This is a genomic window from Streptomyces sp. HSS9-12 (genome assembly GCF_054963655.1).
This window is the reverse complement of sequence record NZ_JBUEGC010000001.1, coordinates 33,710-58,932: the sequence shown is the minus strand read 5'-3', so window position 1 is coordinate 58,932 and position 25,223 is coordinate 33,710. Positions and strand designations below refer to the sequence as shown.

Below are 25,223 nucleotides of genomic sequence, written 5' to 3'. Positions count from 1 at the left end.
CACTACTTCGGGGTGTAGCTGGTCGCCTCGACGGGGGCGTCCAGCGTGATGGGGGCGGATGTGGCGAAGTGCAGGCGCAGGGACACCTTTTCGCCTCTGACCGGCTTGTGCTTGAGCTTCATGAACATCAGGTGGTTGCCGCCGCGGGCGAGTTTGAGCGTGCCGTGCGCGGGGATGTCCAGGGACCGCACCGGCCGCATCGCATTGCCGACGGTCTCGTGCATCGTGACGTCGTCGGAGATGTCACTGGTGACCGACGTCAGTTTGTCCGCGGTCTCCCCGTTGTTGGTGATGACCAGATAGCCACTGGCCATGTCGCCCGTCAGGGGCTGCGGTACGTACGCGCCCGCTGCCTTCAGCTCGGGGCGGCCGGAGCCCGAGGAGCAGCCGGTGAGCAGCGCGAGCCCGGTCGTGAGCGCCAGGGTGGCGGCGGTGAGGGTACGGGTGCGGCGGTTCACGGAGTCTGTCCCTTGATGATCTTCGGGAGGTCTTTTGCGTACTCGTCGGCGGTGGCGTCCTTGTCGTACAGGACGTGCGCCTTGTCGTCCTTGGGGGAGAAGGCCAGGACCTGGGTGCTGTGGGTGGAGGCCCAGGTGCCGTCCTTCTGCTTCTTCGGCTTTTCGAGGAAGATGCCGAGCCGGCGGGCACCGGCCTGGATGGTGTCGAAGTCGCCGGTGAGCCCGATGAAGGACTTGTTCTGGGCGCCCAGCCAGCTGCCGAGCTCCTTGGGGGTGTCCCGCTCGGGGTCGGTGGTGATGAAGACGACCCGCAGGTCCCGCTGCTCGGCCTTGGTCAGCTTCCGCATGGCGATGTCGAGGTTGCTCATCGTCAGGGGGCAGATGTCGGGGCAGTGGGTGTAGCCGAAGTAGATCAGGGTCGGGTGGCCCTTGGTCTCCTTGACCAGGTCATAACTCTTGCCGGCGGTGTCGGTGAGGACCAGGTGCGGCTTGGCGAAGGGCTGGTCGAGCGTCGTCGAGGCCTTGTTCGCCGCGGTCGCGGAGGTGCCGATGGCGGGCTTGGCGTCGTCACCGCTGTCGCAGGCGGCGAGGGTGAGTACGGCGGCCGCGGCGAACGCCGCGGCGAGCACAGTGGTCTTGCGCATGGAAGGACGTCCCGGAGGGTTCTGTTTCGCTGGGTTTCCCGTCCGCCCGCCCCCGTGCGAGGGCGGGCGGAGGTACGGGCCGGCCCGGGTCAGGCGGAGCGGCGGCGGCCGGCGAGCACGCCGAAGACGACGCCGGCGGCGCCGACGGCGATGCCGGCGACACCGAGCACGCGCGCGGTGGTGTCACTGCCTTCAGCCGCGGCCTGCTCACTGTCGTGGGACTCGGCGCCCTTGTCGCCGTGCTCGCCGTCGCCCGAGGTGCCGTCGCTGTGGCCATCTGCGCCCTCGCCCTCGGTGGCTTCGCTCAGCTTGAGGACGGGCGCCGGGTTCTCCGGCTCCTGACCGTCTGCCTTGGGGGCCTCGATCCAGCGCACGACCTCCTTGTTGTCGTACGTCTGGAGGGCCTTGAAGACGAGCTGATCGGCGTCCTCGGGCAGCGGGCCGACGGAGAGCGGGAACTGCTGGAAGGTGCCCGGCTTGATCTTGCCGTCGGTGGCGGTCCAGGTCACCTTGGTGACCGCCTCGTTGATCTTTTCGCCGTGCATCTCGATCGGCTTGTCGAGCTTGGACTTGCTGACCTTCACGTCCCAGCCCGGCACCGGCTGCGGCATGACCGAGGCCAGTGGGTGGTCGGTCGGGAGGGTGACCTCGAGCTTCACCGTGGAGGCGTTGTCGCGCTCGTTCGGGACCTTGAAGGAGATGGTGCTCCAGCCGCCCTTCGGGGCATCGCCGGGCTGGACGGTGACGTGGGCGAAGGCCGGGCCGGCGAGAAGCAGGACGGTGCCGGCGGCAACACCGCCGGCGAGGGACATGCGAGAGACACGAGAGATGTTCATGGTTGCGGACACTCCACGGATACGTGAGTCGGAAGAAATCGGAAGAAAAGGGTGGCGCGCGTACGGCAAGCGGCGCGGCGACTCCCGATCCGTTCCGAGGTCCGGTGACGTCGTCCCGTGACGTCGTCCCGTGAAGACGTGCGGTGAGGAGGCTGCCGCGTCTAGGCCGCGAGGTCGTAGCGCGGCGGTCCCCGCCGGATGACGATGTGCTCCAGCACCAGAGCCTGCGGCCCGGCCTTCCCGCGCCCATGCGCGCGGGGCGCGCGCGCCATGGACACGAGCGCCCCAGGCAGCCCGGCGCGCAGGGCGCGGACGAGCGCGAAAGCGGCCCGCAGGGGCCGTACGAGCGCCCCCGGTGCACAATCCCGCGCCGACAGCTGTACGAGCCGGAACACCGCGGCCTCACCGCGGCGCAGCACCAGACCGATCACGACCGCGGCGAGCAGATGGCCGAGGAACATCGGCAGCGAGGGCAGCACCGTGTCGGCGAACCAGGGCGAGGACGGCATGCCGGCCGCCCCGTACGTACCGCCCCCGTGGACTCCTGCGGCGTGGGCCGCGTGGCCGGCCGCCCCGGCCGCACTCGGGTCGATGCGGGCCACGCTGAGGATCCGGTGCGCCTCGGCGGCGCTCAGCCGCACGGGGCCGCCGTCGCCGCCGCACACCAGCCGTGCTGCGAGTGCGATCAGCTTGCCTGGCGACGGCTGGCCACCAGGCCGCACGGTCGTGCCCGCGGCCTGCTGTCCGAGCACGAAGAGCGCGTGCAGGGTCAGCTGTCCGAGCGCCAGGCCTGTCGCGATCCCCGGCAGCGAGCGCTCCCGGCCCGCCAGCGGCGCGGCGGCCGCGAGCGCGGTGAGGAAGCCCGCGCCCAGCGTCCACAGCGGCACGCCCGCACAAGAGCCGAGGACGTGCCCGGCCGCGGACAGCGCGACGCAGACCGCGGCGAACACCGCGGCCCTCAGCAGTCGCAAACCGGCGCCGGCGCGCTGGGCGGGGACAGACATGACGGCGCCATCATCCCACTGCGTCGTTCCGTATCCCGCGCCAGGGGGCAAACTCGTGCATCACCGCCATACACCGATGCGGCCGGAACGCGCGTCCGCCGAATGAGCGGAGTCACATTGGGCACACGCTTACGCAACGGCGGGTGTGGCAATACGTATCGGTATGTCGAGCCGCAGCCAGGAGGCTGGAGCATGAGCATCTGGTGGTCCCTCCACTTGCGGCGTGAGGCGGCGAGCGTCCCGCTCGCCCGGCGGCTTCTGCTCGGCACCATGGAGACCGCAGGCGTCGACCCGGACATCTCCCACGAGATGTCCCTTGCGCTCACCGAAGCGTGTGCGAACGCGGTCGAGCACGGTGGGGACACGGCGAACGACGCTTTGTCCGAGGCCTACCGGGTGACCGCGTACCTCGACGCCGAGGTGTGCCGTATCGAGGTCACCGATTCGGGGCCGGGCTTCCCCGCGGGGCGATCAGCACGCCGCAGGACTGTGCGGCCGCTCTCCGCAGCAACGGCGCACACACAGGCTCATACGGACCCCGCCACGGCTGAATCCGGTCGTGGCCTCTTTCTGATCGAGGCGCTCACCGACCGCGTCCACGTCCGCAACAGCCCGGAGCGCGGCGCTGTCGTGAGCTTCGACAAGATCCTCAAGTGGCGTGAGGGCGCCCTGCTGAAGGCGTCCTGACATGGTGGTGGCCAGGCCCCGAGGGCCCGGCCACCAACCGCGTCACGCAATTCCCCGGCGTCAGCCCTTGAGGCGGGCCATCCACGCCTCGACCTCGTCGGCGGCGCGGGGCAGCGCGGCCGAGAGGTTCCGGTTGCCGTCCTCGGTGACGAGGATGTCGTCCTCGATCCGGACGCCGATGCCGCGGTACTCCTCGGGCACCGTCAGGTCGTCCGCCTGGAAGTACAGGCCCGGCTCGACCGTCAGCACCATGCCGGGCTCCAGGACCCCGTCGACGTAGGTCTCGGTGCGCGCCACCGCGCAGTCGTGCACGTCCAGGCCGAGCATGTGGCCGGTGCCGTGCAGGGTCCACCGGCGCTGCAGGCCCAGATCCAGGACCCGCTCCACCGGGCCCTCGAGCAGACCCCACTCCACCAGCTTCTCGGCGAGCACGCGCTGCGCGGCATCGTGGAAGTCGCGGTACTTCGCGCCTGGCCGGACCGCCGCGATGCCCGCCTGCTGAGCCTCGTACACCGCGTCGTAGATCTTGCGCTGGAGCGCGCTGAAGCGGCCGTTGATCGGCAGGGTGCGGGTCACGTCGGCGGTATAGAGGCTGTGGGTCTCCACACCGGCGTCGAGGAGCAGCAGCTCGCCCGGGCGGACCGGGCCGTCGTTGCGCACCCAGTGCAGGGTGGTGGCGTGCGGTCCGGCGGCGCAGATGGAGCCGTAGCCGATGTCGTTGCCCTCCACGCGAGCGCGCAGGAAGAAGGTGCCCTCGATGTAGCGCTCGGACGTCGCCTGGGCCTTGTCGAGGACCTTCACCACGTCCTCGAAGCCGCGGACGGTGGAGTCCACCGCCTTCTGCAGCTCGCCGATCTCGAACTCGTCCTTCACCAGCCGCAGCTCGCTGAGGAAGACGCGCAGCTCCTCGTCGCGGTCCTCGTCCAGCTGCTCGGCGAGGGCCTCCTCGAGGGCGGCGTCGTGCCCGCGGACGATACGGACCGGGCCGTCCAGGCCCACCAGCTCGTCGGCGGCCTTGCGGACGTCCTTGCAGGGCAGCCCGAGCAGCTGCTCGGCCTCGGCGAGGCTGTGCCGACGGCCGACCCACAGCTCGCCCTGCGCCCCGTCCAGCCAGAACTCGCCGTTCTCGCGGTTGGAGCGCGGGAGCAGGTAGAGGACCGCGTCATGGCCTCCGTCGCGGGGCTCCAGGACGAGCACACCGTCCGGCGTCTGGTCACCGGCCAGGTGCACGTACTCCGTCGCGGCGCGGAAGCTGTACTCGGTGTCGTTCGAGCGGGTCTTCGGGTTGCCCGCGGGGATCACCAGGCGCTCGCCGGGGAACCGGGCGGACAGCGCGGCGCGCCGGCGGGCGGTGTGCGCGGCCTGCTCGATGGGCTGCAGATCCCGGAGCTCGGTGTCGGCCCAACCGGTCTGCATGTTGGCGGCAAGCTCGTCGGAGATGGCCGGGTAGAGGCCGTTCTTCCGCTGCTTGATCGGCTCGTCGCCTTCGGGGTTCGCGGGCGCGGGCTGCTCGGTCACGACATCCTCCTCGAAGTGGACCCAGCCCATCGTATGTGCGAAGGGAAGGCGTCCGGAGCGCGTCCGACGCAACACTCGCGATTCAGCAGAAATGGGCCGCAAGAAGCACAATGTCCCGCTGACTGCCGCCCGGGTCCGGGCGGTCCGGCAGGAGCGTTTGCAGCACATGGTCGGCGAGGGCGTCGGGGTGATGGCGTACGGAGGCGGGCACACCGGCCGCGGCGGCGTGCAGCCGGGCGAACGCGCGGTCCATCGGGTCTCCGGTGCGGTGCAGCAGCCCATCGCTGTACAGCAGCAGGGTCTCGCCGGGCTGCGGCTCGATCTCGACGCTGGGCGCCTCCCAGCAGGAGAGCATGCCCAGCGGCGCGGACAGCGAGGTCTCCACGTACTCGGTGCGGTGGTCGCCGATGATCAGCGGCGGGGAGTGCCCGGCCCCGGCCAGCACGATCCGCCGCAGCGCGGGCTCGCAGTACGCGAACAGGGCCGTCGCCGAGCGCGCGGGTTCGGTCAGCCGCAGCAGCAGCTCCAGGTCGGAGAGCACGGCGACCGGATCCTCGCCCTCCATCACGGCGTACGCCCGCAGGGACGCCCGCAGCCGCCCCATGGCGGCGAGCGTGCTCGGGCCGGAGCCGGTGACGGTGCCGACGGCGAGGCCGAGGCCGCCTTCCGGCAGCGGTAGGGCGTCGTACCAGTCGCCGCCGCCGTGCGCGCCGGTGCGATGCCGTACGGCGAGGCGGACCCCGGGTACGCGCGGCAGCCGGCTGGGCAGCAGCTCGTCACGGATGGTGGCGACGGCCGTGCGGGCCCGGGACAGTTCGAGGTGGCGTGCGAGGTGCTCGGTGGCGTAGCGGGTGTAGAGCCCGATGAGGTGGCGCTGGCGCTCGACGGGCTCGGTGGGCTCGTCGTAGAGCCAGATGGCCGCGCCGAGGCGGCCCGCGGCGTCGGTGGCGAGCGGGAGGGCATAGCTGGCGGCGTAGCCGAGGCGGGCGGCGACTTCGCGCTGGCGGGGGTCGATGCCGGGCTCGTGGAGCAGGTCGGGGTGGGCGACCGCGTCGCTGCTGCCGCTGCCCGCGCCCCAGCCGCTGCCGCGGGGGTCGTCGGGAAGCCCGTCCAGGATCCGGCCGTAGGCCGCGCTGCGCGGGACGGTCTCGATGGTGCCGATGTCGGCGCGGCCGAGGCCGAGGCCGATGGTGGTGTCCGGGCCGCCACCGTCCGCGGGTTCGAGGACGATCAGGCCGCGGCGGGCTCCGACGAGGGCCGCACCGGCGTGCAGCAGCTCGTGCAGGGCGTCATCGAGGGAGGCGGTCCGGGCGAGCCGTTCGGTCAGCTCGTGGAGGGTGGTGAGGTCGGAGATCCAGCCCGCGAGGCGGTCCTGGACGGCGAGTTGATCGAGGGGGCGAACATCGTGGGGGACTGCAGCCGGGCCGGTGCCGACGGCGTGCGCGGTGGCTCCGGAAGGGGTATCCGGATGAGTTGGGGCGGGAGTATGCGCGGGCGCAGCAAGGGTAGGGTCGATTCCAGCCACTTTTGGAAGACGCTGGGCGCTCATGGCCGACGGCTTTCGCATCTGGTCGGCGGCTCGCGGAATCCGAGGTGAACACCCCTGATAGATGTGCCATTTGCCATAAAATGCTGCACGTTGTCGAGTGAAGTGGTGCGGCCGACCAACCGGAACATTTGTCGCAACAGCATTGGAAAACCCCCATGTCATGCTGCGCCGCTATCAATGCCTCCACATCTACACGCAGCCGTGCAGTGTGTCCAGCACTGTGTAGACGGGCTTGTTGGTGTCTGAGGTGATTCGAAGTTGGCTGGAAAATCGCCCTTGCGTTGTCCAATTACGGTCGACTGAGGCTGTCGAACAACGCGTCATACCGACTGTCGTGGGTACGTACTCGGTGAAGGGCAGGGGCTGTTGGGGGCGCCCCGGAACCCAGCGGCGGCCTCGAGCGTCCTAGACGTCGACGGTCGCGCCCCACACCCGAGTGGCGAGTGGGGCTCCCCGCATCAGCGTCCGGGGGGCAACGGGACGGAAAGCGCCATGCGACCGCCACCCCTCGCCATGTTCCACGCTCGGCCGGTGACGTGATGCGCTGCCTTGTACGAGCAGCGACGAGTGATCCACGTGGTGTGAACGAACTGAACCAGCTCGAACACCGCTACGTACTGCCATGCAGTTCCCATGGACACAGCCCACGGCGTTGTTAACGGAAAGGAACGAGCGCTCATGCGCGAGATCCCTGGAAGGCGACGCAGGCTCCTGCTCAGGCGCAAGCGCGGTGGGAGTTCCGCTTTGCTCGGAGCGGCGCTCACCTGCGCCACCGAGTGGCAGTGGCCGGTACTCCCGGGCGTGGGGCTACTGACGGGCGGCAGTGGGGCCGGCGGCTGCGGCTGTCTGCACCCCGACTGCGTGGTGCCCGGCGCCCACCCGTTCGACCCCGAGCTCCTCGCGGCGACCACGGACGCCCGCATGGTGCGCTGGTGGTGGGAGAACCGCCCCACCGCCCCGATCGTGCTCGCCACCGGCGGCCGCGCCCCCTGCGCACTGAGCCTGCCCGCTGTGGCGGGGGCGCGGGCGCTGGCCGAACTCGACCGGATGGGCGTCCGGCTCGGACCGGTCGTGGCGACCCCCACCCGCTGGTCGATCCTGGTGGCGCCGTACTCCCTGGAGGTGCTGGGCGAGCTGCTGTACCGGCAGGACTGGGTGCCCAGTTCGCTGCGCTTCCACAGCCAGGGCGGGTATCTGGTGCTGCCGCCGTCGCAGACCGGTGCGGGCCGGGTGCGCTGGGAGCGGGTGCCGCTGCCGGGGTCGGCCGCGCCGTGGCTGCCGGATGTCGAGGCGGTCGTGGACGCACTCGTCGAGGCGAGCACCAGTGCACCGGGCGGCGGCAGCCGGCTCGCCTACTGATCTGTACGCGCTGGGCCGTACTGCCTGACCCGACATGGCCTGAAACGAGTTGCTCGGCATCCCCATCGGGGAGCGCCCACCGCGGTCTGGCACCCGTCGACTGTCGTGTGTCACTCGTACGAGTGTGACGTGTCCGGGTTGTCCGGGAAAACGTCGGCGGTGTGTCCGGGGTACTCCGTTGTGCCCGATATGTTCGGCCTGTTCGTCAAGCGTTCTCAGCGAGTTGCAGGTGGGGCCCATGGAGCCGGTGTCGAATCCGCGCGCGTCAACCGTTCGTCTGGCCGCGCTTGCCGGCGCCGTGGTCCTGGCCGTCTCGCTGCCGCTGGCCGCCGCGGTGGCGGGTCCGGCAATGCCTGGTGTCAGGGGCGGTCAGCAGGCCGGCGGTGGCGCGGCCTCCGAGCCGCTTGCCGCTCCGTCCGGCAACACCCCACGCCGCACGGGTCTGCTGTCGAGCCTCGGCCTCTCCGATGCCGTCGAGCGGTTGCGCAGGACCGCCGCCTGCGGGCCCGAACTCTCGTCCCCCGAGGGCGTCGAGGCACAGACCTGCGTCCTGGCCGAGGGCAGCGAGAGCTGGGCACGTACCTACTACCGGAACGCGACCGGACGCACGCTGCGCGCCGTCCTGACCTTGATGCGACCGAACGGCCGCACAGTACAGGTGAACTGCGTGCTGGAGGCAGAGAACGCACCGGGGGTGTGCGAGACGCCGCGTGCGCCGGGTGGAGCCTCCGTTGTGGAACGGGCCTTGTACGGGGCGGTGGCAGAGATCGCATCGGCGGACTCGGAGCGCCTGCTGTTGCGCTCGGGAAGCAACTCGGCTTCCCCGACGGCAAGTTAGTCCGGGCCCGGCACTCGCGCGGACATGGAAACGCCCGGTCGCTGGCGACGGGGGATGCACCAGCGACCGGGCTTCTAGAACGGTAACAAGAGATTGGGCTTTCGCAAATTCGATCGTGGGATTCCGGACGGCCTGTCCTGCCGATTGACGGTTCAGTAGGGGCAGTTGTGACAGGAGTCACAACTCCCGTCGTCCGCAGCCGGTTGGTGGGCCATTCCCGGGGCCGCCTGCGCCGACGCTCTCCGATCCGTCGCCTGACGGCCGAAGGGCGTGTGGCTCAGCTGAGGGTCACCTGGCGGTTGGTGAGCCCACCGCGTGCCCGTCGCTCCTCCGCGGTCAGCGGAGCCTGGCCGGCAAGCGCCTCGGCAAGCCGCTCCCCGAACTCCGCCGCCGGCTTCTCCACCTCTTCGGCGCGCATCGCACTCGGCAGGTCCCACACCGGCACCACGAGGCCGTGCGCCCGGAACGAACCGATCAGGCGGGTGCCTTCACCCAGCGAGGAGGCGCCCGCCGCGTGCAGCCGGGCCAGGGCGTCGAGCAGCTTCTCCTCCGGATGCGGCATCACCCAGCGCAGGTGGTTCTTCTCCGGGGTCTCGCACCAGTACGCGGCCTCGACACCGGTGAGCCGGACGGTCGGGACCGCGGCCTCGTTCGCGCGCTCAAGAGAGGCGGTGACCTCCGGGGTGGCGTTCGCCACGTCCTCGAGCCAGAACTCGAAACCGTCGTGGACGACCGGGACGAACGGAGCCTCGAGGTCGAGCAGATCCTGCAGTCGTGGGCCGCCGGCCGGAACCCGCTGGGCGGCGTCAACAGGCGTGCCCGGGGCGGCCTCCAGAGCCCGGCTCAGCACATCCGCCAGATCGCGGCTGATGTCACCGGAGGTGGTGTCGTTCTGCAGGCCGAGGAGTACGGCGCCGTTGTCACGCCGCAGTGCGGGCCAGGCCATCGGCAGCACGGTCGCCAGGGTGACGGACGGAACTCCCTCCGGCAGCCCGTCCTTGAGGGTGAGCTCCACGGTCGCGGCGGGGACCAGCTCACGCAGGGCGACCCAGTCGCACTCGCCGGGCAGCCCCTGGAAGGGGCGCCGCACGAGTTCGGTGATGGCCTGCGCGGCGGCGCGGCCGTGACAGGCCTTGTAGCGGCGGCCCGATCCGCAGGGGCAGGGCTCACGTGCTCCGACGACCGGGTACTCCATGTCAGCTCCGCCGCCGGTTCCACGATTGGCCTGGGCGGTGGGCGTCTTACCGGCCTTTGTCTGAAGGCGCTTCTTGGCCATGGCGTGGGTTTCTCCCGGGTGCGGGTTTGCGGCGGTTGTTCTTGGCCGCTGAGCCTAGCCCGTCACGGGCCCGGCTACGGGAGGGCGGCGCCACGGCAGGTCCCGGTCCTGCCGCAGGAGATGGGGCCACAGGGGGTCGTACGGCTCGCGGGAGGTGGCAGCGGGGTCGTACGTCCCGCGGGAGGTGGCAGCGGGGTCGTACGGGCTCGCGGGAGGTGGCAGCGGGGTCGTACGTCCCGCGGCGGCTCGTGGTGTGCGGCACGTCGCCGCGCCTACGGCAGGTCGTCGAAGAGATCGGCGACATCCAGCATCGGGACGCCCACGCGCGGAGAGAAACCGTTGTGCGACGCCCTGGCCGGAAGTACGGCCCACACGGTGACCTCACCGGCCGCGTCGTCTCTCACGCCCCAGTCCTGGGCAAGAGCCGTGATGATGTTGAGGCCGCGGCCGCCGCGCGCGGTCACCGAGGGAGTGGCCGGAAGTGGTCGGGTCGGCCCGCCACCGTCCGTCACTTCGACGGTCAGCCGTCCGTACTCGTCCACGCGCCAGGCGGCACGGACGGACTCGGGCTCGCCGCCGGCGGCTGTGTTCAGCGGGCGGCCATGCCGACAGGCGTTGCTGAGCAGCTCGGAGAGGATCAGCACCGCGTCCTCAACGACCGCATCGGCCACACCGCTCAAGCGCAGTCCCTCGCGCATACGGCGCCGTGCCTGACCCACGCCTGCTGGACCATGGGGCACGGCCATGATCGACGACGTCGGCACCTCCTGTGCCACCACCAACGCCACCCCCGAGACCTCCTTCGCCCCACGCCACGGGATGGATGCCCCCGCGAACTGGACCGGAAACCGGCCAACTGCGATCCGGTGGCGCACTCGTAAGGCTCGAATACGCATCGAACGCGCCGGAGCACTCCCAGTAAGGCGGCTATGGGCGGCCGAGTTGGGACAGTACCTGTTTGGGGCGGTTGGTGATCAGGGCGTCGACACCGAGGCGGGCGCACAGCTTCACATCCGCCGGCGAGTCAACGGTCCACACATGCACCTGATTTCCGGCCCGGTGGGCACGGGCGACGTACTCGGGGTGGCTGCGCAGGATCCGGATGCTCGGCCCGGCGATCCGGGTGCCCGGCGGCAGCCGCCCGTCGCGGAACCGCGGTGAGAGGAACTGCATGAGATAGACCGTCGGAATGTCCGGGGCCCCGAGGCGTACGCGGTTCAAGGAGCGCGCCGAGAAGCTCATCACGCGCACGGTGGAGGGCTCGTCGCGGGGGGCGTCGAGGCCGAAGCGGCGCAGCAGCTCCAGCAGCCGCTCCTCGACCTGGCCGGCCCAGCGGGTGGGGTGCTTGGTCTCGATGGCCAGCTCCACCCGGCGGCCGGCGTCGACGACGAGTTCGAGGAGCCGCTCGAGAGTCAGTACGGAGGTCAGTTCCCGGGAAGTGGACTCGTCCCACTCCGGCGCCTCCTCGAGGTCCTTCCAGGATCCGAAGTCGAGGGCGGCGAGATCCGCGAGCTCGAGGGCGGACACCGCACCCCGGCCGTTGGAGGTCCGGTCGACCCGCCGGTCGTGCACGCAGACGAGGTGACCGTCGGCGGTGAGCCGCACGTCGCACTCCAGGGCGTCCGCGCCGTCCTCGATGGCCTTGCGGTACGCGGCCAGGGTGTGCTCCGGAGCGTCCTCGGAGGCGCCGCGGTGCGCGACCACGGTGATCGAGTTCGGCTGTGGACGGAGGTCGTGGGCCGGATGCGCATAGGTCACCGCGTTATGGTGCCACCGCCGGGCGGCGCGCCGCTCGTCGTCTTCTCGTACGGTCTCTCGTACGGGTCTCGTACGGTTTTTTGTGCGGGCCCTGGGGACGACCCCGCGGACGGGCGGGGTGCCCCTGCGGATATATCCGTTATGTCCAAAATAAAGAATGGCGGTCCGTGCCACCGTCACCGCTTACGGTGGTCTGACGTCGGGTGGGAAAGGCTGACGGCAGACACTGGCACACGTGGACCGTGATTCAACACCGTCGTGCACCTGAGGAGAATGCTGTGAGCACCGAGAACGAGGGCGCTGCCGTTCCGCCTGTGGCGGGGCCGCCGTCGGCGCCCGGAGCGCCGGGCGTCCCCGCGCCCGCGTCCGGCACGCCGACCGCAGGTTCCGCGGAGCGGCAGCAGCTCACATCGCCGGCGCCGCGGGTGCCGTCCGCGGCGCGACCCGCGCTCGCGGGGGGCGCGCCGTCGGCTGCGCGCGCCGCTGCGGACTCCGACTACACCCTGCCCGCGCCTGCGGCCCCTGGCGCCCGGGGCGCGGAGCAGACCGCTCAGCTTCCGGCCGTCCGTGCCTCCGCTGGGGCGTCGGCCGAGCAGCCGGGCGGGTCCGGCGGCTCGGTTCCCCCGCCGCCGCACCACGCGCCCGGAGCCGGTTCGCCCGGCGGTCCGTCCGCCGGGTCTGCGTCCGGCGGCGCGGCGTGGCCGCCTCCCGCCCCGCCCGGTGGCACCTGGGGCGGGGGTTCCGTACCGCCGCCGCCCTCCGGCGCCCCGCGCGGGCGGTCCGGCGGGCTGGTCGCTGCCCTGCTCGCCGCAGCGCTGATCGCGGGCGGCGTCGGCGGCGGAGTCGGCTACTGGGCCGCCGAGCAGCAGGACAGCGCCGGCTCCACCACGATCTCCTCCGCCGGCGGCTCCGAGGTGCTCAACCGCTCGCCCAAGTCGGTCGCGGGAATAGCGCAACGGGCTCTGCCGAGCGTGGTCACCATCGAGGCGCAGGGCGCCACGGGTGAGGGCGGCACTGGCACCGGCTTCGTCTACGACAAGCAGGGCCACATCCTCACCAACAACCACGTGGTGGCCCCGGCTGCCGACGGCGGCCGGCTGACGGCGACCTTCTCCGACGGCAAGAAGTACGCCGCGGAGGTGATCGGCCGGGCAAAGGGCTACGACGTGGCCGTGATCAAGCTCCACAACCCCTCCGATGCCAAGCTCGACCCCCTGCCGCTCGGTAACTCGGACAAGGGTGTAGCGGTGGGTGACTCGACGATCGCGATCGGTGCGCCGTTCGGTCTGTCGGGCACCGTCACCACCGGCATCGTCAGTGCGAAGAACCGCCCTGTCGCCTCCAGTGACGGCGGCAGCAGCAATGCCTCGTACATGAGCGCCATCCAGACCGACGCCTCGATCAACCCGGGGAACTCGGGCGGTCCGCTGCTCAACGCGCAGGGCGCGGTGATCGGCATCAACTCCGCCATCCAGTCGGCGGGAGGCGGCGGCGGCTTCGGCGGCGAGTCCACGCAGGCCGGCAGCATCGGCCTCGGCTTCGCGATCCCGATCAACCAGGCGAAGCGGGTCGCCGAGACGCTGATCAGGACCGGCCAGCCGGTCTACCCGGTGATCGGTGTCCAGGTGGACATGCGGCAGCAGGGCAACGGCGCGCGGATCTCCGACAGCGGCAGCGGTGGCAGCGACCCGGTCACCCCGGGCGGTCCGGCCGCCAAGGCGGGGCTCCGGCCGGGCGATGTGATCACCAAGCTGGACAACACGGTGATCGACAGCGGGCCGACGCTGATCAGCGAGATCTGGACGCACAAGCCGGGCGACAAGGTGCAGCTGACGTTCAAGCGCGGCGGCAAGCAGTCTACGGTGGAGGTCACCCTCGGCCAGCGCAAGGGCGACAGCTGACCCTTCCTCCCCGCGCGGGTGCCGGGACCGGTTAGGCTGACCTGCGCGCGTCGTTGCCGGCCGACGACGCGGGGAGGGTTGCCCGAGCGGCCTAAGGGAACGGTCTTGAAAACCGTCGTGGTGGCGACACCACCGTGGGTTCAAATCCCACACCCTCCGCCGAGGTCAGCGAAGCCGCTGGCCAGAAGGGGTGCCCCGGTTTTGGGGCACCCCTCTTCTGTTGGGCCTGTCTCACCTTGATCCGCCTCTGTCACGTCGCTGATCAGTGTTTGTGGACCAGGCGTGGACCAAGATGCAACCCGCTCGGGACAGGAAGTCGCATGTCAGGCGATTGTCTGGCGGCGCTTGGGTTGTCAATCCTGAGGCGGTCCGGACCAGGTCACGTCCGCAGGAGAGTGGTGTATTGACGGCCACTCGGTGATCTCGTTTTGAGGCTATGCGGTGAGTTCGGTGGGCAGGGCGGTGTCGTCGGTTTCTGACTCGATCGGGTGGAGGCGGGCCTTGGCCAGCAGTTCGCGGCTCATGTAGCGGCGGGCTCGGTCCACTCGTCGTTCTGCTCGGCGGTCCGCAGCAGCGTGGCCACCCAGGGCTGAGCCGACTTCGGGACCTAGGAGAGCAGGTTGCGGGCGTAGTGGGTGCGGCATCGCTGCCAGGAGGCGCCGGGCAGCACCGCGCCGATCGCGTCGACCAGGCCGGCGTGGGCGTCGGAGACGAGGAGCTGGACGTCGGACAGGCCGCGGGCGATCAGTGAGGGCAGGAAGGCGAGCCAGCCGGCACCGTCCTCGGCGGTGGCCACGTCCAGGCCGAGGATCTCTCGGTGGCCGTCGGCGTTGACGCCGACCGCGATCAGCGCGTGGACGTTGATGATGCGGCCGCCCTCGCGGACCTTCTGGGTCAGCGCATCCACCCAGACGAACGTGTAAGGCCCTTGCGGTGGCCACCACCGAGATGAGGGCCTGCTCGGCCCGGCGGCGGCGTTCGAGGAGCCAGTGGGGAAAGTAACTGTCCTGCCGCAGCTTGGGGATGGCGAGTTCGACGGTGCCGGCGCGGGTGTCCCACTCGCGTGGGCGGTAGCCGTTTCGGTGGTTGACTCTCTCGTCGCTGACCTGCCCGTACTCGGCGCCGCAGAGCGCGTCCGCCTCCGTGGACATGAGCGCGTCGGCGAACGTTTTGATCATCGCGCGCAGCAGATCGGGTCTCGCCGCGGCGAGGTTGTCTTCGGCGAGAGCGTGCAGGGGCAGACTGTCTGGTGCGGTCATCGTGCTGATCTCCTTCGAGGCTTAGACATCTCGAAGATCAGCCGGTGGCCGTTCGTCTATACGGGCCTCGCCCCGACGCCGGAGCAAACTCCCGGATCAGGTGGAACCCGTACACACACCACTCCGCTGGACGCAACCCCTTTCTTCCCCTTCACCCGGAAGATCACCACCCGCAGTTCCGCAGGAGCAACCTTGGCTCACCTGGGTTCGAAAGTGGCGATAATTCCGCACCCCACCTCAGGGTCGCCAGATCCTGATCGCCCAATGCGCGAAGCCCTTGACCGCAGCGCGAGAGGTCGGCAACCGAATGAGCGGGCGGACAGCTTTCCATCGCAGGGATCGACCGATCCTGATAAGAAATAGCCGCACACATACATGCCCATCGTGGCAGCACGCTCCACCCTCGCCCCTGGGAGTCTGCATTGACCGGTAGCTCAGACGTGAATCCCGAGCCGTCGCCTCCCGCGAGGGATCCGCACCGAACAGCCATGAGCCCATCCAAGATCGGGCTCATTGGGGCATTAGCGGCAGCACTCATCAGCGCAGCAGCCACACTCGGGGCAGCCTTGATCGGCGATGACGGGGAGAAGCCGTCCACAGGCAGTTCGCCTTCAACCTCCACGACACGGGACGAGGAGGTCGCCACTCCCACCCCGCCACCTATGACCAAACCAGCGGAGACGGGAGACGGGAAGGAACCATCCGTACGAAACCACGAGAAAGTATTCCTAGATTATGACGAGGGTGTCGATATCGACTCAACCGGCTCAAATTGGGCGTCACACGGCGACGGCTATCATGACATCACACTATCCCCCTGGGGGGATGAAAATAATATCACTGGCGATGATGGAGATATCGCCAAGATCTCGGGCCCGCCAACTTGGAAGGCCTGCAACGAGGCTTCGGAGTTCGGCCTAGAGATCACAACACAGAACATCAAGCGCGGGATGACTGCGTGCGTCGTGACCTCAGAAAAGCGGATCGCCTTCATCAAAGTCCTGGGCTGGCATTTGATGACCTCGGGCGAACTTGAGTCAGCTACATTGGATGTGACGGTTTGGTCTAAAACAGTCGAACCGGTCGAATAGCCGCAACCAGACTTAGACCGTGTCCTATATGGTGAGGCGGCATCCGGCCACGGAGCCTCCGCAAAAACCCGTTGGCGGACCACGGCGACCGTTGCTAATCTCCCGGAGGCCGTGCGAGAGAACGAGGAGGTGGTACCCGTGAACGCAGTATCGACATGGGTGCTCCCCTCCGGGGCCACGGCTGGGCGATAGGTCGTCCGGGAGCGCCGTTCAAGAGCCCTCCCGAAAGGCACGACCATGCAATTCACTTCTGAACAGCGCCTCGACGACGGCGTCATCGAGCGCGAATTCACCCTCGGCGAGATCCCCGGCACCCTGTGGACGCCTGCATCCGCCGCACCGGCCCCGCTGATCCTGATGGCCCACAACAACGGTCTGCCCAAGGCGGAACCCCGGCTGGTGGCCCGGGCCCGGTACACCGCGGCGCGCGGCTACGCGGTGGCCACCATCGACGCCGCCGGGTGCGGTGACCGTCCCCGTTCCGCCGCCGACGAGCAGGCCCGTGCCGACCTCCGGCGTGCGATGCAGGCCGGCGAGCCGGTCGACGAGATCTTCGAGTCCTTCATCGGCCCGCTGGTCGAAAACGCGGTCCCGGAATGGCGGACCACTCTGGACGCCCTCCTTGAGCTGCCCGAGATCGGCGGCCCGGTCGGGTACTCCGGGGGGTGGACCGCCCTCGGCATTCGGCTGGCGGTGGTCGAGCCGCGCATCGCGGCCGCAGGCTTCTTCGCCGGGGGGTACGTGCCCCGTGCCCAGCGCGAGGAGGCCCGGCAGGTCACCATTCCGCTGCTGTTCTTGCTGCAGTGGGACGACGAAGGGAACCCCCGGCAACGGGCCCTGGACCTGTTCGACGCCTTCGGCAGCAAGGAGAAGACGCTGCACGCCAATCTGGGAGGGCACACCGGCACCCCGTGGTTCGAGTTGGAGGACGGGTGCCGGTTCTTGGACCGACACCTGAAGTGAGGCCGGGCCGTCTGGCGGGCAGCAGACGCTAGTGCTGCACCGCGTTAGTTCATTGGGGGTCATGCGGCCTTGAGCGGGCTGCCGTCGTAGGTCCAGCGGTAGGGCCGGGCGGCGGTGTTGTGCGCGATCACGTAGGCGTCGATCTTGTCGATGAGGTCGTCACGGCTGGTGAAGTCGCCGTGACGCAGGACGCGGCGGGCCAGGGCGGAGAAGAACAGCTCCACCTGGTTCAGCCAGGAGGCGTGCGGCGGGGTCCAGTGCACGTGCCAGCGCGGGTGGGCGGCCAGCCATGCCTGGGTCTTCCTGGCGATGTGGGAGGCGCCGTTGTCCAGCACGACATGGATCTGGCGGTCCGGGGCGATGGAGCGGTCGAGCATCTGCAGGAAGCGGATGAACGTCGCCGCGTCGTTGCGCGCGATGGGCTGGGTGAGCACCTCGCCGGTGCGCACGTCCAGCGCGGCGGCGATCGAGGCGGTGCCGTGCCGGACGTACTCGAACTCCTGCCGGGCCGGGCGACCGGGCGCCGCTGGCTGGCCGGGGTGCTTGCGCGAGCGGGCGGCCATGGCGGTCTTCTCGTCGATGGACAGCACCACCGCACCCTGCGGCGGGGCGAGGTAGAGGCCGCAGATGTCGGCGGCGCGCTCCCAGAACTCGGGGGTGTCGCGGCGGGTGAGCCAGCCGCGCACCCGGTGCGGCTTGAGGTCGCACTCCGCCAGGATCCGCCCCACCTGGGAGGCGGAGATCGCCAGCTCGGCCAGATGCGCGGCGATCGCCCGGTGTGACCAGGTCGACTCCGGGTGCGGGGGAAGGCTGGTGGCGGTGGCCACCACCGCGACGCGGACCTCGGGCCCGTAGATGCGGGGCCGACCGCAGCGGCGGGCGTCCCGCAGGCCGGCTTCGCCGGCCGACGCGAACCGGCCCCGCCACTTGCGCACCGTGTTCACGCTGGCGCCGACCTCCCGGGCGATCCGGGCGTTGGATGCGCCGTCCGCCGCGGCCAGCACGATCTTCGCCCGCATCACCGCACGTACCTCGGCTTGGCCGAGGTGGCGATCCGCTCCAGCCGCCGGCGGACCGCCTGATCCAGCACCACCGGCACCGCCGCTGCCCGCGCCACCCGGTCCCTCCCCCAGCCCGCCGTCACCATGAGAGTGGATCATGGCGCACCGGGGCGGCAGACGGCACGATGGACGGCATGCCCAAGAGCCCACCCGAGTCGATGCAGCACCACCTGCGCGAGCGCCTGAACGAGCACGCCGCCGCCCGCTGGCCGCAGTTGGACAAGGTGGAGGTCCGCTTCCGGGGTGGGTTCGCCTACCTCGACGGGGTCCTGCCCGGCGGTGAGGTACTGCCGCTATGCCGCCTGCGCTTCGGCGGTGTTCTCCACACCTGGGGCTTCGCGATCTACCTGGCCAGCCGCGACGGCTACCAGGACAACGTCCTGCCCAGCGGTCACCCGGCCGGCTCTCCCGAAGAGGCCCTCGACTGCGCGTGTGGTCTCTACCTCAACGACCCCACCGCCTGGACCACCCCACCCTCAACGAACTAACGCGGTGCAGCACTAGGCGGTGTCGGCCAGGATGCCGTCATCGAGGACAGGTCCCGGCCCTCCTCGATGGCGGTGGCCGGCAGATGCACAACCGCCCCGATCGCGGCGGTACCGGCCATCGGCGGTACCGGCCGGTCGGGGCGGCGCTCGGCCAACAGCGCCGCCATCACCTGGGACCATGCCGTGAGGCACTCGACCCGTACCTTGCGGATCGCCGGGTAGGCGACCGACTCCCCCGGTACCATCGGCACCGGGGTCCTGATCAGGGATTCCGTGACCGGACCACCCGGAATGCTGTCCAGGCTGAGGGTGGTCCGGTCTTTGGTTGTTGGTCTCAGGCGCGCGATCGGCGCCGGATGAACCGAGGCTTCGGGCTCAGCTCAGGGCCTTACCCACCTCATAGACGGTGGGGCGATCCTCGGGAGCATGGCTGAGCATCGCGTCAATCAGTTCGCCCAGCTCACCAGGCGTCTTCACGGGACGACGCCTGCCGTTCGCCACGGCCTCTCTCTGCACAGGGCGCGGAGCGTCGTCCGGATACTCGACCGCCCGCCAGCCTGTGGCGGAGATGAGCAGGGATGCGCCGAGCGCGTAGATGTCGGCTTGCTGCGTCGGCTCGGCTTCGCCGGTTGCCAGCACGCTGCGGGCGATCTCCGGTGCCTCGTAGTGGACGAGGCAGCCGCGGAACGGAAAGTCGTACCCCTCGGGCACGTGCCCGCCTCGGGCAAGCGCGAGGTCGATGAGATGCGTCCGCTCCGGCCCGATGATGAAGTGGGCAGGCTGCACATCACCGTGTGCCCAGCCCCTTGCATGGAGTTCGGCCAGCGCTTCGACGCATCCCAGCGCCACGCTGGTATGCGGTTCGATGGACGAGTCCCGCCTACGGCAGGGCTCCCACAGCCTGTACAGGTTCGGCCCTTCATGCCATGGCTGGAAGTTCCACGTTCCGCGCTCCCACTCGCCGTACGCGACCTCCTCGAAGCCGAGGCGATAGAGAACGGCACCCTCGCGCGCAGGCGCAAGCGCAGTCCAGGGCTGGGCAGGCCAGTCAGCTGTTGCCTCGATCGGATAACCGAGCTTCACGGCGTACCGGCCCCGATGGCTCTCCACCTCCCAGACGGTGGAGCCCCGACGGTTGATGATCAGGTGCTGAGCCGTGGGCATGAGCGCGTCGAGCACCGCGATCGGCAGTTCAGGGGTTGAGCCGGACAACGTCTCTTCTCCTTCCGGGCGAACGCGGCCGACCACGAGTCGAGGCCGGCCGCATCGCTCTCGTCGTGTGCTACGCCTGACCGTACGGTCGGCCGCAGTCCGAGTCGCACTGCGCGAGGTTCTCCCCGTTCACGGTCCACAGGTCGTCGAAGACCATGAACCCGGCCGCCTTCATGGCGCGTGCCGAGGCGGCGACCTTCTCCGGGTCTCGGGCTCCTCCACCCGGCTTCGGGTTGTGGTGCAGGAAGCGGCCTGCGTACTGCTCGCACAGCCCGGCGTATTCCTTCGTGTGCAGGATGAGCGCGTGGAGGCCGAGGTCCACGTCGTCCGACGGGACCATGGGGACGGTGGCGGTGGCTGCGGAGACCACGAAGGCGACCGCCTGGTCCGCGATCTGCTCGGCACGCTCGGGCGACTGCCCGTTGTGGATGACCACGAAGTGGGCGAGGCTCTGGAACAGCTCCTCACCAGCCACTGCGCGACCGGTCTTCTGATCGTTCGCCGTTGCTGTCATGTGCAATCTCCTGTGTGTGAGGTGGTGCGTGGCACGTACATGCCGCCCTGATCGTCGAGCTCGGCTCATAGACGATGAGGGAGCGGACTTGGACGCCGACCCCGAACCGGGGCGGGGGAGCCGGGGAGCTGGCACCCGTCCGGGTGGCCTACTACTGGCTGATGCCGAGAGCCATGCCGATCACCAGGCCACACGACCCGCTGATGCAGATGATGAACAGGACCCCGGCGTACCGGCCGATGGCGCGCATCACAGCCCAACCTGACTGTTGCCATTCCTCACGGTCAGACGTGCGCTCAGTTCCTCCCGCGCACTGAGCGTAACCACCTGGTCCGGCATGGCATCCCACTCCATGCCCCCACGGAGCGGCCTCATCTGCACACGGCCGCCGACCTCACCCATGACGACGCCAATACGTCCCCTGGCGCTGTCCTTCGCCAGTTCACCGATGCCTGGTCTGGTCTGCTGGTTGCTCGCCATGCACAAGAGCATCGCGACCCGGGGAGCGCCGCCAAAAGGTCAGGCTGATTACCCAACTTGGGTAACATCGCGGCAAGTAGAGAATCAGCGACGTTGCGTAGCCCTCGCAGTGTGGGAGCTTGCCCATGCCTGACGCCGACCGGCCGCAGGAACTGCCTGCCAGGCTGCTCACCGAGCCAGAGATGATCAATGCGTGTCGGGTACGAGACTTCACCAGAGTCTTCCGGCTGGTGAAGATCAGGGCGGGCATCTACCCGTCGATGATCGCCAGGCGATGCGAGCTAACTCCCAGTCGAGTTGGCGAAGTAATCGCTGGGCAGCGCCAGTTGTTGCACATGGACGTCATCGAGCGCATCGCGGACGGCTTGCGTATCCCGGGACACATGCTTGGGCTTGCCCGGCGGCCTTGGGAGACGCCCCAGTCTCTCGTAGTCACCGAGCGCGAGGCGCCTCAAGAGCCGGAGCCGGAGAAGCAGACACCCGCTTCCCTGCCGGGGCCGGATGTGGACAGCATCCTGGCGTTGGCCACCCGGACAAGCCTCAGCGCAGCCACACTTGAAGCGTTCCGGTCGTCTATCGAGGACTACTGGCGACGGGACGACCAGCACGGTGGTGAGGCTCTGAGGCCGGCCATCGTCGGCCAGCTCCGATATGTGGTCGGGCTCCTGAAGGAGAGCCGACCGCCGTCCATCCAGAACGGGCTGTACGGAATCGCGGCCGAGTTGGCGCGCCTCACTGGGTGGACCTACTTCGACGCCCGCCAGTACAACCAGGCTCGCGCGTACTTCACCGAGGCGCTGCAACTGGCCAGGGAAATCGACGACCGCCAATTTATGGCCAACGTCCTTGCCTGCATGAGCTTGCAAGCGACGTATCAGGACAAGCCTGCGGACTCTCTAGCACTTGTGACCGCTGCCCAGGACCAGGCTCGCCCAGCCCTCGGCACTACCCCACGCGTCCTGTCGATGCTGTCCATGCGTGAAGCCTTCGCTCATGCGGCCCTCGGTAACCGGGCATCCACTCACCAGGCAATCGCTGAAGCACACCGCCAATTCGAGCAGATCCAGGCCAGTGACCCGGACCCTGCATGGGTGACCTACTTCGATGCGCCGAAGCTCATCGTGGACACCGGAATCGCCCACGGCCGACTGGGCGAAGCAGCGACTGCGGAACCCTTGATCGCGGATGCTTTGCGCAGGGAAGACCCCACCAACCAGCGCGGCCGAGCGTTTCATGCCTTCTGGCTGGCTCGTACGCAGCTCGAACAAGGCAAGCTTGATCAGGCGTGCCATACCGCCACGCAAGCTCTGGGGCCCGCGTCGGCGGTGGCCTCCGAGCGAGTGTCAGGCCATCTCAGGGAGTTCTACGCGCAGTTGGCCCCGCACAGGCAAGAGCCCGTAGCCCTGGCCTTCGAGGCGAGGCTACGGGAAGTCCTCCCACCGGTCAGCGGCTCGCTTCATCCATGAGCAGGTACAGCAGACCCACGAGAGATCCACTGCTCACGATTTCGCGGCGGTCGATCATTCCCCGCACCTCCGAGAGAGGGATCCACTCGATGCGGTCGGACTCGTTCTTCTCCGTGGGCGGTCCAGCGTAGGTAGCGCCATCCACGCGGAAGACATGGTGCTGTGAATCGGTGATCCCGTTGGCCGGCTCGGCGTAGATCAGGGGCTTGATGGGGCCAGGACGCCAGCCCGTCTCTTCCAGGACTTCGCGGGCGGCTGCCTCCTCCGGGGTCTCTCCCTCCTCGACCAGGCCCATGGGCAGCTCCCAAGCCCACGAGTCCGTGATGAAGCGGTGCCGCCACATCATCAAGACCTCTTGGCGATCATTGACCACAGCGGCCACGGCCAAGTGCCGGAGCCGAACCACGTGGTACTCCCATCGGCGCCCATCCGGCTGCTGGACGTCGACCAGACACAGATTCACCCAAGGGTTGGTGTAGATCTCTCGCTCACCGTGGGTCTTCCACTGCATGTCTGCGGCCCCTCTCGATCGAACACAAGCATCGCAGAGCGCGACGAAGCGGATCCAGGAATTTTGCGTCAGAGTGACGAAATAGGTGGTCTGCCTGGACAGGAGGCTCGCAAGAACCCTGGATTATCATGCGCGGAACACGTTTCGCCGGTTCGGCAGCCTGCGTAAGCTGACGACTACGACTCTGTTGGCGATCTTGTGGGGCGTGCTGACGGTGGGGTCGCGGAGTGCTTCGCTGGAGGGGTGCGGGGTGGCCTCGGGTTTTGGGGTGTGGGTGGGGTGTCGTTGCGGCCGAGGAGTTTCCAGCGGATTCCGGTGAGGACGGTGCGTACGGCGTGGGCGGCGTGTCCGAAGGGGACCCCGGCGATGCTGGTGCGGGACCGGCTGGATGTGTTGTTCGAGGATGAGGAGTTCGCGGACCTGTATCCCTGCGATGGCCGTCCGGGGTTTTCACCGGGGCAGTTGGCACTGGTGTCGGTACTGCAGTTCGCGGAGAACCTGTCGGATCGTGCCGCGGCGGATGCGGTGCGCACGAGGATCGACTTCAAGTACGCGCTGGGGCTGGAGCTGGAGGATCCGGGGTTCGACTACTCGGTGCTCAGCGAGTTCCGGGCCCGGCTGGCGGAGAGGGATGGCGCTGACCGGCTGCTGCGGGTGATGCTGAAGCGGCTGGTGGAGGCCGGGCTGCTGAAGGCCGGGGGCCGTCAGCGCACCGATGCCACCCACGTACTCGCGGCGGTCCGCACGCTCAGCCGGCTGGAACTGGCCGGCGAAACGCTGCGGGCCGCGCTGGAGGAGCTGGCCGAGGCCGACGGGGACTGGCTGCGGGCATTGATCGAGCCGGAGTGGGACAAGCGCTACGGGCGCAAGGTCGAGATCGGCAAGGTCCCCGGCGGGAAAGCCGGGGTCACCGCCCTGGCGGAGACCTTCGGTCAGGACGGCCAGAAGGTCCTGACCGCCGCCTGGGCACCGGATGCCCCGCCCCGGCTGCGAGTGCTACCGCAGGTGGAGATCCTGCGCCGGGTGTGGATCCACCACTACTACTGGGATGCCCGCGGGAGGCTGCGCTGGCGCGACGGCCATGCGCTGCCCCCAGCTCACCTGCGGTTCGACTCCCCCTACGACACCGACGCGCACTACTGCGTCAAGCGGGACACCGCCTGGAGCGGCTACCGGGTCCACCTGACCGAGACCTGCGACGCCGAGGGGCCCGAGGTGGTCGTCCACGTGGCCACCACGATCGCCCCGGTCCAGGACGGCGAGCTCACCGAACACATCCACGACGATCTCGCCGACGCCCGCCTGGCCCCGGCCGAGCACGTCGTCGATGCCGCCTACATCACCCCGGCGAGAATCGAACGAGCGCTGGCTGCGGGGTGTCCGGCTGAACTCTGGACAGAGCGTATTAATCCGCCGCACACTTCGGCAGCCGAGCCACGGATCCGCCCCCGCCCGACTGTCAGACGATCATCACGCCCGACAACGCCCGCGACCAGCACGAGCTGCCCACCCATCCATCACACCAGCCCCGTGACCAGCGGCTTCAGGGTGAAACGGACTCAACCTACTACGCCCGGAAACGGGCCCAGCACAAACATCACGGGCCGTCCTGATCTGTCTCTGGTCTGCTCCGCGTCGACCTCCTGCACGCCATGGTCAAACACCGCAGCTTCTACCAGTCGAAGGACGACCAGACTGCCTGGACAAGCCCGCGCAGCTTTGACCGAATCAATAGAAGCAGCCCCATGTCGCGAAGCTCCAGGTTCTCCACCCTCGGCGAATGAGACTCACGCAGGCAAGCGGGCGTGGTCCCGCCAATTCACAGCTTGCCGGTGATGACTCCGCGCCAGGTCCACCCCGCGCCCAGGACGGTGTCCTGCAGGGGGTTCTTCAGGTCTGAGCTGTCGAAGCTGAACGTCTCGGTCCCTTCGAGGCCCCCGTCTTCGCCCCTGCCGAGCGTCCAGCGCTTCGAGACCGTCTGTACCTGGCCACGTCGGTCCTCGGCCGCGATGGCCAGCCTGGGGGTGTCGCCGACCCACGTGACCTCGTATTGCTGGTCGAGGGAGCGGACTTCGTGCTTCTCCGGGACCACGCGCATACGGACCTGGAACACTCGACTCACCTGGGTGTGGACGAAGAAGGTCTGCCAGGCCGGGTCCAGGATGCGCCACTCGGCCACCAGGTCGGCGCCCTCCGCGCGGCCGTCCCGGATGACGTACGGGACGTCAGGGCGGTTGAGGCCGAGCAGAGCCGCGTGGACCTCAGCGGCGGATCGCGGGGCGACACCGTCGGCGGGGCGCTTGGTTCCGGTCAGCTTGTCGAAGAGTCCCATGAAATCAACCTATGAAGA

At 69.2% G+C, this 25,223-nt stretch carries 26 protein-coding genes, 1 tRNA gene and 1 pseudogene; 10 read left to right on the top strand and 18 right to left on the bottom strand.

The features are described from left to right. Positions 1-2 precede the first annotated feature (2 nt). From ACY34J_RS00330 to ACY34J_RS00315, 4 genes are all read right to left on the bottom strand, one after another. Positions 3-458, bottom strand: coding sequence for a copper chaperone PCu(A)C (locus ACY34J_RS00330; protein WP_462724221.1), 456 nt, complete (start codon positions 456-458; stop codon positions 3-5). Beyond that, the gene (locus ACY34J_RS00325; protein ID WP_462724220.1) at positions 455-1,102 is read right to left on the bottom strand and encodes an SCO family protein; all 648 of its coding nucleotides are present in this window, start codon (positions 1,100-1,102) and stop codon (positions 455-457) included. The genes ACY34J_RS00330 and ACY34J_RS00325 overlap by 4 nt, the downstream gene beginning before the upstream one ends. 89 nt (positions 1,103-1,191) lie before the next feature. Beyond that, positions 1,192-1,938 (bottom strand): YcnI family copper-binding membrane protein, encoded by a 747-nt coding sequence (locus ACY34J_RS00320; RefSeq protein WP_462724219.1) that lies wholly within the window; start codon positions 1,936-1,938, stop codon positions 1,192-1,194. Positions 1,939-2,099: 161 nt separating this feature from the next. Further along, complete coding sequence (locus tag ACY34J_RS00315) at positions 2,100-2,942, bottom strand: hypothetical protein (RefSeq protein ID WP_462724218.1); 843 nt, start codon at positions 2,940-2,942, stop codon at positions 2,100-2,102. 192 nt (positions 2,943-3,134) lie between these two features. On the opposite strand from ACY34J_RS00315, the gene ACY34J_RS00310 reads away from it, so the two are divergent. Then, positions 3,135-3,629: an ATP-binding protein gene (locus ACY34J_RS00310; RefSeq protein ID WP_462724217.1), complete on the top strand. Its 495-nt coding sequence runs from the start codon at positions 3,135-3,137 to the stop codon at positions 3,627-3,629. Positions 3,630-3,689: 60 nt separating this feature from the next. On the opposite strand, the gene ACY34J_RS00305 is transcribed toward ACY34J_RS00310, so the two are convergent. Beyond that, entirely contained in the window at positions 3,690-5,177 is a 1,488-nt protein-coding gene (locus ACY34J_RS00305) for an aminopeptidase P family protein (RefSeq protein ID WP_462724216.1), read from the bottom strand. Between the two features lie 52 nt (positions 5,178-5,229). Then, positions 5,230-6,672, bottom strand: a complete 1,443-nt coding sequence (locus ACY34J_RS00300; RefSeq protein ID WP_462724215.1) for a PP2C family protein-serine/threonine phosphatase — start codon at positions 6,670-6,672, stop codon at positions 5,230-5,232. A gap of 702 nt (positions 6,673-7,374) precedes the next feature. Between ACY34J_RS00300 and ACY34J_RS00295 the strand changes: the two genes are divergently transcribed. Next, a complete protein-coding gene (locus ACY34J_RS00295) occupies positions 7,375-8,055 on the top strand; it encodes a bifunctional DNA primase/polymerase (RefSeq protein WP_462724214.1) in 681 nt (226 codons plus the stop codon). 238 nt (positions 8,056-8,293) lie between these two features. Then, positions 8,294-8,893 carry a hypothetical protein gene (locus ACY34J_RS00290; RefSeq protein WP_462724213.1) on the top strand — a complete coding sequence of 200 codons (600 nt, stop codon included), beginning with the start codon at positions 8,294-8,296 and terminating at the stop codon, positions 8,891-8,893. 277 nt (positions 8,894-9,170) lie between these two features. Here ACY34J_RS00290 and ACY34J_RS00285 read toward each other — a convergent pair whose 3' ends face one another. The 3 genes from ACY34J_RS00285 to ACY34J_RS00275 all read right to left on the bottom strand — a co-directional run bounded on the left by ACY34J_RS00285 (position 9,171) and on the right by ACY34J_RS00275 (position 11,927). Continuing rightward, entirely contained in the window at positions 9,171-10,169 is a 999-nt protein-coding gene (locus ACY34J_RS00285; RefSeq protein ID WP_462724212.1) for a DUF5926 family protein, read from the bottom strand. Between the two features lie 272 nt (positions 10,170-10,441). Further along, positions 10,442-11,044 carry an ATP-binding protein gene (locus tag ACY34J_RS00280; protein WP_462724363.1) on the bottom strand — a complete coding sequence of 201 codons (603 nt, stop codon included), beginning with the start codon at positions 11,042-11,044 and terminating at the stop codon, positions 10,442-10,444. A 52-nt stretch (positions 11,045-11,096) separates the two neighbouring features. Beyond that, positions 11,097-11,927 (bottom strand): glycerophosphodiester phosphodiesterase family protein, encoded by an 831-nt coding sequence (locus tag ACY34J_RS00275; RefSeq protein ID WP_462724211.1) that lies wholly within the window; start codon positions 11,925-11,927, stop codon positions 11,097-11,099. A gap of 278 nt (positions 11,928-12,205) precedes the next feature. Here ACY34J_RS00275 and ACY34J_RS00270 point away from each other — a divergent pair, with 278 nt between their 5' ends. Then, positions 12,206-13,828: a S1C family serine protease gene (locus ACY34J_RS00270; RefSeq protein ID WP_462724210.1), complete on the top strand. Its 1,623-nt coding sequence runs from the start codon at positions 12,206-12,208 to the stop codon at positions 13,826-13,828. Between the two features lie 72 nt (positions 13,829-13,900). Further along, positions 13,901-13,987: transfer RNA gene (locus ACY34J_RS00265), tRNA-Ser, on the top strand. A gap of 451 nt (positions 13,988-14,438) precedes the next feature. Here ACY34J_RS00265 and ACY34J_RS00260 read toward each other — a convergent pair. Next, a pseudogene (locus tag ACY34J_RS00260) lies at positions 14,439-15,087 on the bottom strand (transposase); the annotation flags it as partial. 488 nt (positions 15,088-15,575) lie between these two features. On the opposite strand from ACY34J_RS00260, the gene ACY34J_RS00255 reads away from it, so the two are divergent. Then, positions 15,576-16,178 carry a hypothetical protein gene (locus tag ACY34J_RS00255; protein WP_462724209.1) on the top strand — a complete coding sequence of 201 codons (603 nt, stop codon included), beginning with the start codon at positions 15,576-15,578 and terminating at the stop codon, positions 16,176-16,178. 237 nt (positions 16,179-16,415) lie between these two features. Next, entirely contained in the window at positions 16,416-17,141 is a 726-nt protein-coding gene (locus ACY34J_RS00250) for a dienelactone hydrolase family protein (RefSeq protein WP_462724208.1), read from the top strand. A 59-nt stretch (positions 17,142-17,200) separates the two neighbouring features. Here the strand turns inward: ACY34J_RS00250 and ACY34J_RS00245 are convergent, their stop codons facing one another. After that, the gene (locus ACY34J_RS00245) at positions 17,201-18,160 is read right to left on the bottom strand and encodes an IS630 family transposase (protein WP_462724207.1); all 960 of its coding nucleotides are present in this window, start codon (positions 18,158-18,160) and stop codon (positions 17,201-17,203) included. Beyond that, a complete protein-coding gene (locus ACY34J_RS00240) occupies positions 18,160-18,288 on the bottom strand; it encodes a hypothetical protein (protein WP_462724206.1) in 129 nt (42 codons plus the stop codon). Before ACY34J_RS00240 ends, ACY34J_RS00245 begins: the two co-directional genes overlap by 1 nt. A gap of 48 nt (positions 18,289-18,336) precedes the next feature. Between ACY34J_RS00240 and ACY34J_RS00235 the strand changes: the two genes are divergently transcribed. After that, on the top strand, positions 18,337-18,690 hold the full coding sequence (locus ACY34J_RS00235; protein WP_462724205.1) for a hypothetical protein: 354 nt from the start codon (positions 18,337-18,339) through the stop codon (positions 18,688-18,690). Here the strand turns inward: ACY34J_RS00235 and ACY34J_RS00230 are convergent. From ACY34J_RS00230 to ACY34J_RS00215, 4 genes are all read right to left on the bottom strand, one after another. Then, the gene (locus tag ACY34J_RS00230; protein ID WP_462724204.1) at positions 18,687-18,941 is read right to left on the bottom strand and encodes a hypothetical protein; all 255 of its coding nucleotides are present in this window, start codon (positions 18,939-18,941) and stop codon (positions 18,687-18,689) included. The genes ACY34J_RS00235 and ACY34J_RS00230 overlap by 4 nt on opposite strands. Before the next feature lie 124 nt (positions 18,942-19,065). Next, the gene (locus tag ACY34J_RS00225) at positions 19,066-19,902 is read right to left on the bottom strand and encodes a protein kinase family protein (protein WP_462724362.1); all 837 of its coding nucleotides are present in this window, start codon (positions 19,900-19,902) and stop codon (positions 19,066-19,068) included. 70 nt (positions 19,903-19,972) lie between these two features. Further along, positions 19,973-20,416, bottom strand: coding sequence for a glycine-rich domain-containing protein (locus ACY34J_RS00220; RefSeq protein ID WP_462724203.1), 444 nt, complete (start codon positions 20,414-20,416; stop codon positions 19,973-19,975). 249 nt (positions 20,417-20,665) lie between these two features. Then, on the bottom strand, positions 20,666-20,896 hold the full coding sequence (locus ACY34J_RS00215; protein ID WP_462724202.1) for a hypothetical protein: 231 nt from the start codon (positions 20,894-20,896) through the stop codon (positions 20,666-20,668). 125 nt (positions 20,897-21,021) lie between these two features. Here ACY34J_RS00215 and ACY34J_RS00210 point away from each other — a divergent pair, with 125 nt between their 5' ends. Beyond that, positions 21,022-22,362 carry a hypothetical protein gene (locus ACY34J_RS00210; RefSeq protein WP_462724201.1) on the top strand — a complete coding sequence of 447 codons (1,341 nt, stop codon included), beginning with the start codon at positions 21,022-21,024 and terminating at the stop codon, positions 22,360-22,362. On the opposite strand, the gene ACY34J_RS00205 is transcribed toward ACY34J_RS00210, so the two are convergent. After that, positions 22,340-22,873: an NUDIX hydrolase gene (locus tag ACY34J_RS00205; RefSeq protein WP_462724200.1), complete on the bottom strand. Its 534-nt coding sequence runs from the start codon at positions 22,871-22,873 to the stop codon at positions 22,340-22,342. The genes ACY34J_RS00210 and ACY34J_RS00205 overlap by 23 nt on opposite strands. 366 nt (positions 22,874-23,239) lie before the next feature. On the opposite strand from ACY34J_RS00205, the gene ACY34J_RS00200 reads away from it, so the two are divergent. Continuing rightward, positions 23,240-24,709, top strand: coding sequence for a transposase (locus ACY34J_RS00200; protein ID WP_462724199.1), 1,470 nt, complete (start codon positions 23,240-23,242; stop codon positions 24,707-24,709). Here the strand turns inward: ACY34J_RS00200 and ACY34J_RS00195 are convergent. Further along, positions 24,693-25,205, bottom strand: coding sequence for a hypothetical protein (locus tag ACY34J_RS00195; RefSeq protein WP_462724198.1), 513 nt, complete (start codon positions 25,203-25,205; stop codon positions 24,693-24,695). The two genes, ACY34J_RS00200 and ACY34J_RS00195, sit on opposite strands and share 17 nt — an antisense overlap. Between the last annotated feature and the right edge of the window lie 18 nt (positions 25,206-25,223).

Bases quoted from the DNA above. Each gene is read 5' to 3' on its own strand.
- ACY34J_RS00220 (WP_462724203.1), bottom strand. From the start codon at position 20,416: ATGACAGCAACGGCGAACGATCAGAAGACCGGTCGCGCAGTGGCTGGT.
- ACY34J_RS00210 (WP_462724201.1), top strand. From the start codon at position 21,022: ATGCCTGACGCCGACCGGCCGCAGGAACTGCCTGCCAGGCTGCTCACC.
- ACY34J_RS00325 (WP_462724220.1), bottom strand. From the start codon at position 1,102: ATGCGCAAGACCACTGTGCTCGCCGCGGCGTTCGCCGCGGCCGCCGTA.
- ACY34J_RS00215 (WP_462724202.1), bottom strand. From the start codon at position 20,896: ATGGCGAGCAACCAGCAGACCAGACCAGGCATCGGTGAACTGGCGAAG.
- ACY34J_RS00295 (WP_462724214.1), top strand. From the start codon at position 7,375: ATGCGCGAGATCCCTGGAAGGCGACGCAGGCTCCTGCTCAGGCGCAAG.
- ACY34J_RS00255 (WP_462724209.1), top strand. From the start codon at position 15,576: ATGAGCCCATCCAAGATCGGGCTCATTGGGGCATTAGCGGCAGCACTC.
- ACY34J_RS00200 (WP_462724199.1), top strand. From the start codon at position 23,240: ATGCTGGTGCGGGACCGGCTGGATGTGTTGTTCGAGGATGAGGAGTTC.
- ACY34J_RS00250 (WP_462724208.1), top strand. From the start codon at position 16,416: ATGCAATTCACTTCTGAACAGCGCCTCGACGACGGCGTCATCGAGCGC.
- ACY34J_RS00315 (WP_462724218.1), bottom strand. From the start codon at position 2,942: ATGTCTGTCCCCGCCCAGCGCGCCGGCGCCGGTTTGCGACTGCTGAGG.
- ACY34J_RS00235 (WP_462724205.1), top strand. From the start codon at position 18,337: ATGCCCAAGAGCCCACCCGAGTCGATGCAGCACCACCTGCGCGAGCGC.
- ACY34J_RS00205 (WP_462724200.1), bottom strand. From the start codon at position 22,873: ATGCAGTGGAAGACCCACGGTGAGCGAGAGATCTACACCAACCCTTGG.
- ACY34J_RS00320 (WP_462724219.1), bottom strand. From the start codon at position 1,938: ATGAACATCTCTCGTGTCTCTCGCATGTCCCTCGCCGGCGGTGTTGCC.
- ACY34J_RS00195 (WP_462724198.1), bottom strand. From the start codon at position 25,205: ATGGGACTCTTCGACAAGCTGACCGGAACCAAGCGCCCCGCCGACGGT.
- ACY34J_RS00305 (WP_462724216.1), bottom strand. From the start codon at position 5,177: ATGGGCTGGGTCCACTTCGAGGAGGATGTCGTGACCGAGCAGCCCGCG.
- ACY34J_RS00245 (WP_462724207.1), bottom strand. From the start codon at position 18,160: ATGCGGGCGAAGATCGTGCTGGCCGCGGCGGACGGCGCATCCAACGCC.
- ACY34J_RS00285 (WP_462724212.1), bottom strand. From the start codon at position 10,169: ATGGCCAAGAAGCGCCTTCAGACAAAGGCCGGTAAGACGCCCACCGCC.
- ACY34J_RS00310 (WP_462724217.1), top strand. From the start codon at position 3,135: ATGAGCATCTGGTGGTCCCTCCACTTGCGGCGTGAGGCGGCGAGCGTC.
- ACY34J_RS00290 (WP_462724213.1), top strand. From the start codon at position 8,294: ATGGAGCCGGTGTCGAATCCGCGCGCGTCAACCGTTCGTCTGGCCGCG.
- ACY34J_RS00240 (WP_462724206.1), bottom strand. From the start codon at position 18,288: ATGGTGACGGCGGGCTGGGGGAGGGACCGGGTGGCGCGGGCAGCGGCG.